Raw genomic sequence first — 12,601 nt, forward strand, 5'->3', positions numbered from 1 at the left:
ATTTAAAACCCAAATATCATGTATACTATTGTAAAATTAATGACCCTTGCTTTACTATTTTCTCTTCAAAGTCTTGTTGCTCAAGACACGGGAGACTTAACTGTTAGATTTGAGAATGTAAAAGAAACCAAAGGAGAACTCTATGTTGGAATCTTTGAAAAGGATAATTTCCTAAGACAACCTACTATTGGAAAAATGGTTAAAGTAGATACAAATGGCTCAGAAGTAACCTTCGAAGGGGTGGCCTATGGCTCTTATGCGATTTCAGTATTTCATGACCTTAATGGGAATAAAACAATGGATCGTGAGTCAGATGGAATGCCGTCAGAACCTTGGGCGATGTCTGGATCTGTGGATCCTAATCAATATCCAACTTGGGATGGTGCTAAATTTGAATTAAACTCAAAAAAACAGGAATTTCTTCTCGAGTTTTAATAAAGTAAGAGGCCTGACTCAGAATTTACTTTTGAGTCAGGTTATTTATTTACGTATTTTTTAACTATAAGTCAAAGATTTTGCTATTTTTGCGATCCTTAAAATTTACATAAACAAGCGATTATGACATTTGATGTTTTGATAGAGATCCCAAGAGGAAGTAGAAATAAATACGAGTACGATTTTAATTTAAAGCAAATTAGGTTCGATAGGATGTTGCATACCTCAATGATGTATCCTGCAGACTACGGTTTTGTTCCAGAAACTTTAGCTTTAGATAACGACCCTATAGATGTATTAGTGTTATTTACCAATCCTGTTGTTCCAGGTTGTGTCGCCAGGGTTAGACCTGTAGGTGTCCTGAATATGTCTGATGAAAAAGGCCCTGACGAAAAAATTATTTGTGTTCCAGTAACAGATCCCATGGGAGATGATGTTCATAAATTTTCAGATTTAAATCCTCATACAATCAAAGAAATCGAGCACTTTTTTAGAACTTATAAAGATTTAGAAAATAAAGAAGTGATCATAGGAAACTGGGGCGATGAGCAAGAAGCTAAAGATTTAGTTGATAAAGCTATAGCGCGCTATAAAGAAAGCGATACAGTGACCAATAACTTCAGTTTATAAGAGGTTATATTATCTACACTAATTTTAAGCCACTTTATTTGAAGTGGCTTTTTTAGTTAATAAAAATCTTCTTTAATAGATTTCAAATTCCTATTTTTGCACAAATACAGATGAAATTATGTTCGATAGTTTAAGTGATAAATTAGACAAGGCATTTCATGTTTTAAAAGGACATGGACAGATTACAGAGGTTAATGTAGCAGAGACACTTAAAGAAGTAAGAAGAGCATTGGTAGATGCCGATGTCAACTTCAAAATAGCAAAAGATTTTACAAACCTCGTCAAGGAAAAAGCTCTAGGTCAGGATGTTTTAAAGACTTTAAAGCCTAATCAATTGATGGTCAAAATCGTTAAAGACGAGTTGACAAAATTGATGGGAGGTGATGCAGAAGAAGTTGATTTATCGGGTAATCCTAGCGTTATTTTAATGTCTGGACTTCAAGGGTCTGGTAAAACAACCTTCTCTGGTAAGTTGGCCAACTACTTAAAGTCCAAAAAGTCTAAACAACCCTTGCTGGTTGCTTGTGACGTATACAGACCTGCAGCTATAGATCAATTGCATGTCGTTGGAGACCAAATAGGCGTTGAGGTATTCTCTAACAAAGAAGAAAAAAACCCAGTTTTAATAGCAGAAGCTGCAATAGCTCATGCTAAACAAAATGGACATAATGTTGTGATTTTGGATACGGCTGGGCGACTTGCTGTTGACCAAGTTATGATGAATGAAATCTCCGATATCTACAAGGCTGTAAAGCCTCAGGAAACTTTATTCGTCGTCGATGCTATGACAGGACAAGATGCGGTCAACACGGCCAAGACTTTTAATGATGTCTTAGATTTCGATGGTGTTATTCTTACAAAATTAGACGGTGATACTAGAGGTGGAGCAGCAATCTCTATTAAGTCTGTGGTCAATAAACCAATTAAATTCATTGGTACTGGCGAGAAGATGGATGCTATAGACGTCTTCTATCCTTCTAGGATGGCAGATCGTATATTGGGAATGGGAGATGTTGTTTCCTTAGTGGAAAGAGCCCAAGAACAATATGACGAGGATGAAGCTAGAAAAATCCAAAAGAAAATTGCCAAAGATAAATTTGGCTTTGATGACTTCTTAAAGCAGATCCAACAGGTGAAGAAGATGGGAAGTATGAAGGATTTAATGGGAATGATTCCTGGTGCTGGAAAGATGATGAAAAATATGGATATCGATGATGATGCTTTTAAGCATATAGAAGCAATGATCCATTCCATGACTCCACATGAGAGGGAAAATCCAACAAGCATAAATGCTAGCCGAAAGAAAAGAATAGGAAAAGGTTCTGGAACTTCCGTTCAAGAGGTAAATCAACTCCTAAAGCAGTTTACCCAAATGAGCAAAATGATGAAGATGATGCAAGGCGGTGGCGGTAATAAAATGATGGAGATGATGAAAAAGATGCAATAACTAAAATCTAAACACATGACAATTCTTGACGGTAAGAAATGCAGCAACGACATCAAAAATGAGATCAAAGATGAAGTTGATAAGATGAAAGCTAAAGGTGAGAAAGTACCACACCTCGCCGCAGTTTTAGTTGGTAATGATGGAGCTAGTCTTACTTATGTAGGAAGTAAAGTTAGAGCTTGTGAACGAGTTGGATTTAAATCTACCTTGGTTAAACTATCTAGTAATATTTCAGAATTAGAATTGTTAGAAAAGATTGAGGAGCTTAATCAAGATGATGACATCGATGGGTTTATTGTTCAGCTTCCTTTGCCTCCTCAAATTGATACCCAAAAGGTCTTGATGCAAGTGGATCCTCAAAAAGATGTGGATGGTTTTCATCCGACAAATTTTGGAAAAATGGCATTGGACATGACCACTTTTATTCCAGCGACACCCTTTGGGATTTTAGAACTATTGGAAAGGTATAATGTAGACACCAAAGGAAAGCATACGGTTGTGATTGGGAGAAGTCACATTGTAGGAAGACCTATGAGTATTTTGATGGGTCGCAAGGGCTGGCCAGGTAACTCAACAGTTACTCTAACCCATAGTCATACTAAAAACATTACACAAATTATAAGTCAGGCGGATATTGTGATTTCAGCTCTAGGTATTCCTAACTTTTTAAAGGCAGAAATGATTCGCGACGATGCTGTTGTTATAGATGTTGGAATTACAAGAGTGCCAGATGAAAATTCTAAGAAAGGCTATATTATTACAGGTGATGTAGATTATGAAAATGTAAGTAAAAAAGCTTCTTTCATTACACCTGTACCAGGAGGAGTAGGACCAATGACCATAGCTATGTTATTAAAAAACACACTCTTAGCTAGAGAAATGCATAGATTGAGAGAGTAATAGCTATAGTGTCCTAGTGATCTCTTCGGATCCGGCTGCTCTCCACTTTTCATAATCCATCAAGTCATCATTAATAATCTTTAGGATAAAACTGAAAACGGTGATGTCATCCAGATATCCTAGAAAAGGGATAAAGTCAGGAACCAAATCTAAAGGGTTAATAATATAGAGAATGGTAAAAATCATAGCTGCTATAGTCTTCCAAGGTGTTTCAAGATATTTCTTTTGCTTTACATCTTTTAGCATTTGAAACATCAGAATGATTTTGTCTTTATATTTTTTCCAATTGGGATGGTTGATTTTTGCAAACAATTGATCCTTTTTATTAAAGACAGTTTCAAAATCTATATCTGAAACAGTTTCTATTCCTTTTTCAATAAAATTTTTGTCAACTTTCTTCTTTTTCTTCTTTGATGTTTTCATTTAATTTAATTTCTTTTTCAGATTCGAATTCACCATATTCTTTTTTGTAAATCACGACTACCAACAAGAATAAAGAGAGTAATAAAGGTCCGAAAATCAATCCTATAAAACCAAATAAGGGAACTCCAATAATAACTCCTATTAAAGTTATGAGTGGATGTTCGTTTGCCATTTTCTTAAGGACAAGCAGCCTAACGATATTATCTGAAGATCCTACAATCACAAAGCCATAAAGCAAAACTCCAATAGCGGAGGCTGTTTCTCCTTGGTAGTACAACAACAAAGTTACCGGTATAAAACCAATTGCTGTCCCAACAAATGGGATCATTGAACCAATAGTGGTTATGACGAACCAAAACATAGCTTCTGGAACTCCAAAAATCCAATATCCTATCAAAGAAATGATGCCTTGAAAAAGAGCAACAAGAGGGATTCCAATGGCGTTTGCTTTCACCTTTTTTGCAGACTCTTTAGCGATGAGTTTTAGATTTTCTACATCGATAGGGATATAGGTTTCCATAGATATCGTTAGCTTTTTTTGATTGAGTAGCATATAATACAATAAGAAATACATGATACTAATCGCGATAAAAACTTCAAAAGTTCCTCCAGCCAATCCTTGTAAATTATTAGATAACCAATCGGTTACGGCAGTACTGTCAATTTTTTCTCCGAGATTAATTCCAGACATGGTTTCAATCTGAACCAACTGAGCTTTTGCGGCTTCAATAACTTTTTCTGAATTCTGGATAGCGCTACTTACTTTGGAAGAAAGCATAAGAATAATTCCTAAGACAGGAACAAGAATTAAAATAAAAGAGGCGACCATCAATACGGTGACACTAAAGGTTGGGTTCCAGCCTTTATGGAGCATCCATCTCATAAGACCTCTCAATAAAACATAAAAGGTAATTGCGCCTAATATTCCCGATATATAGGGGAGGAGTTCCCCAAAAATAAGACCTCCTAGAGAAAGAATAATCAATAGGATGAAGAGCTGTCTAACAAGTCTTGGAGAGAGTTTATCCATTTTTATTTAGCAAAGATTTGATCTGTATTTTTGAAGCTTTTAAATTCTAATGCATTTCCACTTGGATCTTTAAAAAACATTGTGGCCTGCTCGCCAGGCTTTCCTTGAAATCTTATGTAGGGTTTAATAACGAAGTCGATATTCAAATTCTCTAACCTTTTTGCGAACTCATGGAAATCATTCCATGCCAAAACAACACCGAAATGGGGTATTGGAACTTCATGACCATCCACTATACTGAAGGCATTTGGATTAGGTTGATGGGTTTTGTCTTCGTGAATAACAAATTGATGACCAAAAAAGTCATAATCAACCCAATGCGAATCGCTTCTACCTTCTTTAAAGCTCAAGGTGTTACTGTAAAATGATCTTGCTTGGCTTAGATTATTTACAGGGACAGCAAGGTGGAAGGGGGCTAAAGACGTCATGGCAGTATTTTTTTGTTTTAATCATTATGATTTGTTAGTGTACAAATCTTTTATTTCTTCTTCAGTAAGGTTTCTATAGTTTCCTTTCTCCACATCTAAAGTAATGTTTTTTATTCTTGTGCGCTTCAGGGTTCTTACTCTATAGTCTAAGGCTTCACACATTCTTCTTATTTGACGGTTAAGCCCTTGTGTCAAGACGATTTTAAAACTCCTATCCCCCAATTTTTCTACTTCACATCTTCTAGACATGGTGTCTAAAATTGGAACACCCTTTCTCATTTTTTCAATAAAATCATCGGTTATGGTCTTGTTAACAGTAACTAGATATTCCTTGTCATGAAAATGTCTTGCTCTAAGGATATGATTTACGATTTCACCATCATTTGTCATTAGAATTAGGCCTTCACTCATTTTGTCTAGTCGTCCTATGGGGAAAATTCGAGTAGGATAATCTACAAAATCGACAATATTGTTTTTTTCGACTTTAGAATTCGTAGTGCAAACGACACCTTTAGGTTTGTATACCGCTAGATATACTTTTTCTTCAGTCTCTTTTTCCACAAGTTTTCCATCTACATAAACTTTATCACCGGAATTAACTTTAGTTCCCATTTCTATGTATTCACCGTTAATGGTGACTCTACCTTGTTCCATCAATTTATCTGCTTCTCTTCTTGAGCAGAAGCCAGCTTGACTTAAATATTTATTAATCCGAATAGACTCTTTATTCATAGGTGTTGGTTAAGAATTTTAAAATATCATCTCGAATTTCACCTTTATTAAGGGAATGGCCAGCACCTTCTGTAATCTTAAGGATGGAGTCCTTTAGATTTTTATGAATTGATTTTGCGGCTTCAACTGGAGCTACTTTATCGAACTGATCGTGGATAATTAATGTGTCTTTTTGTACTCCTTTGGCAAATTCTGCAATAGAAAATTCACTAAAGGTATAATCAAATTTTTCTTTAAAGAAAGCTTCTAAAGAAGACATGAATTTAACGTTGAGGTTTAATATGCGTTTATAATCTCTCATGATTTCACTCATCTCAGATGGAGCGCCAAGCAAAACTAGTTTTTCTACATGGATGCTGTGCTTTAAATATTGATTAAAAACCACAGTCATAGCACCCACGCTATGTCCAATAACAATTTCTGGTCGGTAAAGACTCAGTAATTGATCCAGACATTTTGAATATATAAGGACATTGAGTAATTTTCCATCAGAATAGCCATGTGCTGGAGCGTCAAAAGCAACTATATTAAAATCTTCTTTCTGAAGATCCTCAATAAGATCTTTCCATCTATGGGTATTGCTATCCCAGCCATGAATAAGAATGACGGTTTTGCCATTGCCTTTCCAGTGATAGGTTTGTATTGTTTTTGAATCATGCTCAATCGCAGTCGATTTGGCTTTATTCAAAAACACTTCCTGTTCTGGTCTTACTTTTCCTTTTCTTGGGGAAGAAAATAGTTCGTAGGCCTTCAGTAGGGCTTTGTCTGGATTAACAAGATAGAGTGAACTCAACCGAAGACCTATGATTTTTGGGAGATATTTATTAACTATTTTCTTGGATGCTTTCATAAGGTTGGTCGGGATAGTTGAGGGAAAACTTTAAAAATAAGATTTTATGCTTTAGTCTAGATTTTTAAATTTTAACCAAAAGTACTTAATAGGAGCTTCGTCTGGAATTTGATTGGCTTCAATCTTAATTTCAGAATCGAATCTCAATTCACTAGGGAGATGTTTTTTATCAATCACGATATAGGCTCCAATTTCATTGATGTTTAAAATAACACTATTGATGCTATTCTGGATATTATCAATTTTATAATTTTTATAGATGGCTTTAAAATTGCTATCAATACCTAAACCTTCTTCTGTTTTATATCTGGAGTCTAAAATTTGAATTTCATCGATAGTGAGTAATGTGTCATTTTTGAATTTAGGTTCTACAATTAAAGATACCTTCCCTTTGCTATCAAATATTTCGATTTCTTCTGTCTTTCCAAATCTAGTTTCAATATCAAAATCAGCAATAGAGTCGGTTTCTAAAATAGTTTTTAAGTCTTTAATTTCTGTTTTTGGGGTGAGTTGGCCTAATTGATTTTTGCTGATAAGTGTTTTAGAGGTAGAACCATCACAACTCACAAGCAAAACTAAAAGTAAGCTTCCAAATAGGGATAAAAGTTTCATTTAAATTTTTCTTCAAAAATAAATAAAGTCTCGTACTTAATAAGATTTAGTATCATTTATTATGAGAAGACTTTTGTTATGTTTTATTTCGAAAAAAGCTTTCAGTATCTTTGCAGCATGCAAAATGAAAAAATTGAAGATCTCGTTCAAAAAGGTGTAATGCTACCCCTTATGGAAGAGTTTTATACTATCCAGGGTGAAGGCTATCATACTGGGACAGCAGCTTACTTTATCCGAATAGGAGGATGCGATGTGGGTTGCCATTGGTGTGATGTGAAAGAGAGCTGGGATCCAGAACGGCATCCTCCCACTCGAATAGGTTCTATTATTGAAAATGCTAAAAAATATAGTAACACGATCGTGATTACAGGTGGTGAACCTCTTACTTGGGATATGTCTATGCTCACCCAAGGCTTGAAAGATAACCAACTTAGCATCCATATAGAAACATCTGGAGCTTACGATTTGACAGGGGTTTGGGATTGGATCTGTTTATCTCCCAAAAAAAATAAGTTACCTAAACCAGAAATTTATCCAAAAGTAGATGAGTTAAAAGTCATTATCTTTAATAAGCATGATTTTAAATTTGCTGAAGAGCATGCTTCACAAGTAGGTGAAGACTGTGAACTTTTTCTACAACCTGAGTGGAGTGTAAGAGAAAAAATGACTCCACAAATTGTAGAATACGTCATGAAACATCCTAAATGGAGAATTTCTTTGCAAACGCATAAGTATCTTAATATTCCTTAAACACTTTCCATAATTAAACATACATCAAATTCATTTAGTCATCGAAGTGTTTAAAATTATTTTTTTTTCACCAAGTGTTAATGACAATATTACTGCAATTGGTCAACCTAAGGCTGCTAACCTAAATGATAGTACTGAATTTGGTGTCGCACATGTACTAGACGTTTATGGATATGTAAATGTTCATTTAGGCGCTATCCAAACAGAAAGTACTGTTTATCAACGTAATATAGAGGACAACCTTGAGTAGTCTTCAGTCATAAATAATAAACTAAAAGCGGCCAATTGGCCGCTTTTTTTATGGGTTTAAATAGTGTCCTTCCCACTGATTAGACTTATCAAACCTAGCTCTTACATGGTTTGGTCTGCTTAATTGAAGGTATTCTAAGGTTTCTGGAATTAATTTTAAAACGCAAAAGTGATGTTCATCGTCTTTATAGTCGACGTGGTCTGGATTGTCTATGGGTGTTCCTGGGGCCTGTTTGGTGATAAAATCTTTTTGTGCCTTTCCTTGTACTCGACTCCAGAAGTCTTCATAAGCCTTACCAGATCTCACTAACTCCACTTGTCCCTCAACTTTAATCTGCAAAAGTTTTTTAGGATGGTAGAACAGTAAGCTCGCTTTAGAGTTTTTTTCTAATTGTTGCACTTTATCACTTCTATTGTCTGAGTATATGATAAGGTCAAAATCATCTGTAGCATCTCTTAAAACTACCGTACGCTGGGTAGGGGCACCATTTTCAATACTCGCTAAACTTACATACCTAAAGGGGTGTTTTTTTTTGAGATATCCAAATCTAACTTCACTTTTTAAATCCTTTAAAATTTGGTCTAACATTTTTTGCTTAAATGTAAAAAAATAGCAGCTAAACGGAAGCCAGTTTTGTCTCAAATTTATACTTTTGCCTATGCAAAAAAATGTTCTTATTCTCGATTTTGGATCTCAATATACACAGCTCATCGCCAGGCGAGTTCGTGAGTTAAACATCTATTGTGAAATCCATCCCTTCAATAAATTGCCTGAAGACTTATCTGCTTTTAAAGCTGTGGTACTTTCAGGAAGCCCTTTTTCCTGTAGAAACCCTGAAGCGCCTCAACCAGATTTGAGTCAGATTAAGGGGAAAATTCCACTTCTGGGAGTTTGCTTTGGTGCTCAATTTATGGCACACAACTTTGGAGGTGAAGTTGTAGGTTCTAATACCAGAGAATTTGGAAGAGCCAACCTGTCCTTTATAAAAGATAAAGAACCGCTTTTTAAAGGAATCCTTGAGCAATCCCAAGTATGGATGTCACATAGCGATAGCATCGAGTCCCTGCCAGATCATTTTATAAGAATGGCGAGTACAAGCGACGTCCTTAATGCAGCCTACAGAATTGAAGGAGAAGACACTTATGGAATTCAGTTTCATCCAGAGGTCTATCACTCTAAAGACGGTGCACAACTCTTAGAAAACTTTTTAGTTCATATTGCTCAAGTTCCACAAACTTGGACTCCATCTGCATTTGTAGATATGACGGTAGCTGACTTGAAAGAAAAAATTGGAGATGATAAAGTGATTCTAGGATTAAGTGGTGGAGTAGATTCTACAGTCGCTGCAACTTTGCTTCACAAAGCTATCGGTAAGAATCTACATTGCATCTTTGTGAATAACGGACTACTGAGGAAAAACGAATTCGACTCTGTTCTTGACCAGTATAAACACATGGGGTTAAACGTAAAAGGGGTGGATGCCACAGATTTATTTTTGGATGCTTTGCATGGTGTTTCTGACCCTGAGCAAAAAAGAAAGAAAATAGGAAATTCATTTATCGAGGTTTTTGATGATGAAGCCTCTAATGTAAAGGACGCAACCTTTTTAGCTCAAGGGACTATCTATCCTGATGTCATAGAGTCTATTTCTGTCAATGGGCCTTCTGCAACCATAAAATCACATCACAACGTAGGAGGTTTGCCAGATTTCATGAAATTGAAAATTGTTGAACCTTTAAGAATGTTGTTTAAAGATGAAGTAAGACGGGTAGGAGCAGAGATGGGTATCGATTCAAAACTTCTGGGAAGACATCCTTTTCCTGGACCTGGTTTGGCTATTAGAATTTTAGGAGAAATTACCAAAGAAAAAGTAAGCATATTACAAGAAGTTGATGCCATTTTTATTGATGCGTTAAGAGAATGGAACCTGTATGACAAAGTTTGGCAGGCAGGAGCAATTTTACTTCCTGTAAATTCCGTTGGCGTAATGGGAGATGAAAGAACTTACGAAAAAGTAGTCGCCTTAAGAGCCGTAGAATCCACAGATGGGATGACGGCAGATTGGGTAGATTTACCTTACAATTTTCTCCAAAAAGTATCTAATCAGATAATTAATCGTGTTAAAGGCGTTAATAGAGTCGTGTACGACATTAGTTCTAAACCACCAGCAACCATAGAATGGGAATAATGAAAAGATTTATTTTAAGTAGTATTTTAGTGTTAGCCTTTGTGAACCTGAGCGCGCAAGACCTCAGAAGTTATGCGGCGGAACAAGGCGAAAAGCTTCAAGAAATAGCTTCAAAATTCCAGGTAGATTTATTAACCTTAAGAAAGTTGAATCCTTCTATAAGCGACCTTAGAGATATATCGGGACAACTTTTTGTAGTTCCCGTTCAGCCTAATTTTAGTTTAAATTCAACTGTTAAATTAATTTCCTACGATGTAAGTCCCAAAGAGACGCTTTATAGTATTTCAAAGACTTATAATTTAAAAGTCAAAGATTTAAAAACGTATAATCCATTTCTTTTTGAAAGGGGATTAGACTATAATGATATACTTAGAATCCCTGTATATGAACTTAAAGACAAAGATTTAGATATTAATCAGAGTATTAAAAACTCTGAATTCAGTACTTTAATGCACCTTGTTTTACCTCAAGAAACGAAGTATGGAATTTCAAAAAAATATGGGCTTAGTGTAGAACAATTAGAAGCGCTTAATCCCGGCATTGATGAAAAAGAAATCCAACCTGGGCAATTTGTGAAAATCAAGCGTCCTGTTGAAATTAAGAGTTTTCCAAGACCTAGAGATGAAAACTATGTTTACTTAGAGGTAGATCGTGAAAATTCTATTCAATCTATTTCTGAAAATTACGATGTTACAGAATATGACTTATTAGCTTCCAATCCTTCTTTGAAATTTGAAGGTATGAGTGAAGGTCTTATTTTAAAAATACCTCAAATAGATGAGGCTGAATTTTTTAAATATCAAAAATTCACTTTTGATGATAAGCTTAAGTATTTTGATACAAAATCTATTGCGGTGATGCTTCCTTTAAATTTAGAGCGGACTAAAATTGATAGTGTTGATTTTGGTTCCCTATTGAAAAATAGTAATCTGTTAAGAATTTCGCTGGATTTTTATGAAGGGATACAAATGGCTATCGATTCTGCATCTGCAAGAGGAATCTCAGTAAATATGGACGTTTATGATACTCGGAATGATCCCTCTCACGTCAGCCAACTTTTAACTGAGGATTTTAAAGAGTATCAGGCTGTAGTTGGTCCATTATTGGACCCAAGTCTTAAGAAAGTCACCAAGTACCTTTCGAGAGACAGCGTGCCTGTTATTTCTCCACTGGTGAATCCAAAATTTGAATTTAACAATCTTTTCAGCACGCTTCCGAAAGACGAAGCAATGCAAGAGTTGTTAATTACTTATATTCAAAAGTCGTGGAGTGATGAAAATATGGTCATATTAACCGATAGTATTTCAAAGCCTATCCAGAGAAAATACACCTATACATTTCCAGATCTTAAAGTTGTGAATCAAGAAGATTCACAATACTTGCAAAAGATGGACATACAACCCCATTTAGATTCGTTAAAAACTAATTGGTTTATTTTGGAAACAGAAAATATAGGCATCGCTGAGGCGACAGTTTCTTTTTTGAAATCCTATTCTAGAAAAGGATACGACATTAGGCTTTTTACATCAAAACGGAATTCATTTTATGATGATGAAATTTCAAACTACTATCTCAGTGATCTCCAATTTACATTTCCATCTATTTCAAAATCTCACTTAGCATCGGCAGATAGCCAAACTTCCAATGCTTATTACATCAAGCATGGAGCGTCTCCAAATCGCTATGTGATGAGAGGTTATGATGTGATGATGGACTTGCTCTTAAGGTTGACTTATGCTAAAACTCTTCAATCTTCCACGGAAATACAAGGCTATACTGAGCATCTTGAGAATAAATTTAATTACACTAAAAATGAATTTAGTTTAGGTTATGAAAATGATGCAATTTATCTTTTCCAGTATGGTAAAGATTTAAACATTGAAGCTATTGATTTGTCAAAGTTTTTAAGAGCAGGTGAATAAGTTA

14 protein-coding genes are annotated in these 12,601 nt (G+C 35.2%); 7 read left to right on the forward strand and 7 right to left on the reverse strand.

Annotated features, from left to right (window positions below):
• The first annotated feature begins 18 nt into the window (after positions 1 to 18).
• From P700755_RS14025 to P700755_RS14040, 4 genes are all read left to right on the forward strand, one after another.
• Positions 19 to 435 (forward strand): DUF2141 domain-containing protein, encoded by a 417-nt coding sequence (locus P700755_RS14025; protein ID WP_015025301.1) that lies wholly within the window; start codon positions 19 to 21, stop codon positions 433 to 435.
• A gap of 123 nt (positions 436 to 558) precedes the next feature.
• Complete coding sequence (locus tag P700755_RS14030) at positions 559 to 1,065, forward strand: inorganic diphosphatase (RefSeq protein WP_015025302.1); 507 nt, start codon at positions 559 to 561, stop codon at positions 1,063 to 1,065.
• Between the two features lie 118 nt (positions 1,066 to 1,183).
• Complete coding sequence (gene ffh / locus P700755_RS14035) at positions 1,184 to 2,512, forward strand: signal recognition particle protein (RefSeq protein WP_015025303.1); 1,329 nt, start codon at positions 1,184 to 1,186, stop codon at positions 2,510 to 2,512.
• 15 nt (positions 2,513 to 2,527) lie between these two features.
• On the forward strand, positions 2,528 to 3,412 hold the full coding sequence (locus P700755_RS14040) for a bifunctional 5,10-methylenetetrahydrofolate dehydrogenase/5,10-methenyltetrahydrofolate cyclohydrolase (protein ID WP_015025304.1): 885 nt from the start codon (positions 2,528 to 2,530) through the stop codon (positions 3,410 to 3,412).
• Between the two features lie 3 nt (positions 3,413 to 3,415).
• Here P700755_RS14040 and P700755_RS14045 read toward each other — a convergent pair whose 3' ends face one another.
• Genes P700755_RS14045 through P700755_RS14070 form a run of 6 tightly spaced genes read right to left on the reverse strand, consistent with a single transcriptional unit; the run spans position 3,416 to position 7,487 of the window.
• Entirely contained in the window at positions 3,416 to 3,835 is a 420-nt protein-coding gene (locus P700755_RS14045; protein ID WP_015025305.1) for a YkvA family protein, read from the reverse strand.
• Complete coding sequence (locus P700755_RS14050; protein ID WP_015025306.1) at positions 3,801 to 4,865, reverse strand: AI-2E family transporter; 1,065 nt, start codon at positions 4,863 to 4,865, stop codon at positions 3,801 to 3,803. Before P700755_RS14050 ends, P700755_RS14045 begins: the two co-directional genes overlap by 35 nt.
• Before the next feature lie 2 nt (positions 4,866 to 4,867).
• Positions 4,868 to 5,293, reverse strand: coding sequence for a VOC family protein (locus tag P700755_RS14055; RefSeq protein ID WP_015025307.1), 426 nt, complete (start codon positions 5,291 to 5,293; stop codon positions 4,868 to 4,870).
• A gap of 24 nt (positions 5,294 to 5,317) precedes the next feature.
• Positions 5,318 to 6,025, reverse strand: coding sequence for a pseudouridine synthase (locus tag P700755_RS14060; protein WP_015025308.1), 708 nt, complete (start codon positions 6,023 to 6,025; stop codon positions 5,318 to 5,320).
• Complete coding sequence (locus tag P700755_RS14065) at positions 6,018 to 6,875, reverse strand: alpha/beta fold hydrolase (RefSeq protein ID WP_015025309.1); 858 nt, start codon at positions 6,873 to 6,875, stop codon at positions 6,018 to 6,020. Before P700755_RS14065 ends, P700755_RS14060 begins: the two co-directional genes overlap by 8 nt.
• A gap of 51 nt (positions 6,876 to 6,926) precedes the next feature.
• Positions 6,927 to 7,487, reverse strand: a complete 561-nt coding sequence (locus P700755_RS14070; protein WP_015025310.1) for a hypothetical protein — start codon at positions 7,485 to 7,487, stop codon at positions 6,927 to 6,929.
• A 117-nt stretch (positions 7,488 to 7,604) separates the two neighbouring features.
• On the opposite strand from P700755_RS14070, the gene P700755_RS14075 reads away from it, so the two are divergent.
• Complete coding sequence (locus tag P700755_RS14075; RefSeq protein ID WP_041758397.1) at positions 7,605 to 8,237, forward strand: 7-carboxy-7-deazaguanine synthase QueE; 633 nt, start codon at positions 7,605 to 7,607, stop codon at positions 8,235 to 8,237.
• A gap of 298 nt (positions 8,238 to 8,535) precedes the next feature.
• On the opposite strand, the gene P700755_RS14085 is transcribed toward P700755_RS14075, so the two are convergent.
• On the reverse strand, positions 8,536 to 9,075 hold the full coding sequence (locus P700755_RS14085) for a pyridoxamine 5'-phosphate oxidase family protein (protein ID WP_015025313.1): 540 nt from the start codon (positions 9,073 to 9,075) through the stop codon (positions 8,536 to 8,538).
• Positions 9,076 to 9,145: 70 nt separating this feature from the next.
• Between P700755_RS14085 and guaA the strand changes: the two genes are divergently transcribed.
• Together guaA and P700755_RS14095 are read left to right on the forward strand one after the other, a co-directional pair.
• Positions 9,146 to 10,675 carry a glutamine-hydrolyzing GMP synthase gene (gene guaA / locus P700755_RS14090; RefSeq protein ID WP_015025314.1) on the forward strand — a complete coding sequence of 510 codons (1,530 nt, stop codon included), beginning with the start codon at positions 9,146 to 9,148 and terminating at the stop codon, positions 10,673 to 10,675.
• Positions 10,675 to 12,597, forward strand: a complete 1,923-nt coding sequence (locus tag P700755_RS14095; protein ID WP_245535948.1) for an amino acid ABC transporter substrate-binding protein — start codon at positions 10,675 to 10,677, stop codon at positions 12,595 to 12,597. Before guaA ends, P700755_RS14095 begins: the two co-directional genes overlap by 1 nt.
• Positions 12,598 to 12,601: the final 4 nt, after the last annotated feature.

Origin of the sequence: Psychroflexus torquis ATCC 700755 (assembly GCF_000153485.2) — a bacterium.
In the GTDB taxonomy this organism is placed as follows: Bacteria; Bacteroidota; Bacteroidia; order Flavobacteriales; family Flavobacteriaceae; genus Psychroflexus; species Psychroflexus torquis.

Bases quoted from the DNA above. Each gene is read 5' to 3' on its own strand.
- P700755_RS14025 (WP_015025301.1), top strand. From the start codon at position 19: ATGTATACTATTGTAAAATTAATGACCCTTGCTTTACTATTTTCTCTT.
- P700755_RS14030 (WP_015025302.1), top strand. From the start codon at position 559: ATGACATTTGATGTTTTGATAGAGATCCCAAGAGGAAGTAGAAATAAA.
- ffh (WP_015025303.1), top strand. From the start codon at position 1,184: ATGTTCGATAGTTTAAGTGATAAATTAGACAAGGCATTTCATGTTTTA.
- P700755_RS14040 (WP_015025304.1), top strand. From the start codon at position 2,528: ATGACAATTCTTGACGGTAAGAAATGCAGCAACGACATCAAAAATGAG.
- P700755_RS14045 (WP_015025305.1), bottom strand. From the start codon at position 3,835: ATGAAAACATCAAAGAAGAAAAAGAAGAAAGTTGACAAAAATTTTATT.
- P700755_RS14050 (WP_015025306.1), bottom strand. From the start codon at position 4,865: ATGGATAAACTCTCTCCAAGACTTGTTAGACAGCTCTTCATCCTATTG.
- P700755_RS14055 (WP_015025307.1), bottom strand. From the start codon at position 5,293: ATGACGTCTTTAGCCCCCTTCCACCTTGCTGTCCCTGTAAATAATCTA.
- P700755_RS14060 (WP_015025308.1), bottom strand. From the start codon at position 6,025: ATGAATAAAGAGTCTATTCGGATTAATAAATATTTAAGTCAAGCTGGC.
- P700755_RS14065 (WP_015025309.1), bottom strand. From the start codon at position 6,875: ATGAAAGCATCCAAGAAAATAGTTAATAAATATCTCCCAAAAATCATA.
- P700755_RS14070 (WP_015025310.1), bottom strand. From the start codon at position 7,487: ATGAAACTTTTATCCCTATTTGGAAGCTTACTTTTAGTTTTGCTTGTG.
- P700755_RS14075 (WP_041758397.1), top strand. From the start codon at position 7,605: ATGCAAAATGAAAAAATTGAAGATCTCGTTCAAAAAGGTGTAATGCTA.
- P700755_RS14085 (WP_015025313.1), bottom strand. From the start codon at position 9,075: ATGTTAGACCAAATTTTAAAGGATTTAAAAAGTGAAGTTAGATTTGGA.
- guaA (WP_015025314.1), top strand. From the start codon at position 9,146: ATGCAAAAAAATGTTCTTATTCTCGATTTTGGATCTCAATATACACAG.
- P700755_RS14095 (WP_245535948.1), top strand. From the start codon at position 10,675: ATGAAAAGATTTATTTTAAGTAGTATTTTAGTGTTAGCCTTTGTGAAC.